Source organism: Eikenella sp. HMSC071B05 (assembly GCF_001811325.1).
GTDB lineage: Bacteria > Pseudomonadota > Gammaproteobacteria > Burkholderiales > Neisseriaceae > Eikenella > Eikenella corrodens.
Genome location: NZ_KV804538.1, coordinates 1 through 367, shown reverse-complemented (window position 1 = coordinate 367; position 367 = coordinate 1). Strand labels below are relative to the sequence as shown.

Genomic DNA, 367 nt, shown 5'->3' with positions numbered 1-367 from the left:
ACTTGGCTGGGGATAACGGCAACGATACCCTGATTGGCGGTGCAGGTAGTGACCGGTTGGAAGGCGGCTACGGTAACGATACGCTGGACGGTGGCACAGGTAATGACCGATTAGAAGGAGGCACATTCGGTGCTGATACCTATCTGTTTGCCAAAGGCCACGGACAAGATACGGTAAATGATTTTGCCGAAGCCGAAAGCCAAACCGATACCTTGCGCTTCGAAGGAGCAGTAGCCGCCAATGCCGTATTCACGCGCAAAGGGAACGACTTAATCATCCAAGCTTACGGCAATGCCGACCAAGTCAGCATCCCCAACTATTTCCTTGATTACCAGTTCCAGTATTATCGATTTGCCTTCGATGACCG

1 pseudogene is annotated in these 367 nt (G+C 51.8%); it reads left to right on the top strand.

Annotated features, from left to right (window positions below):
* Nucleotides 1-367: pseudogene (locus tag HMPREF2796_RS00945) on the top strand (calcium-binding protein); the annotation flags it as partial.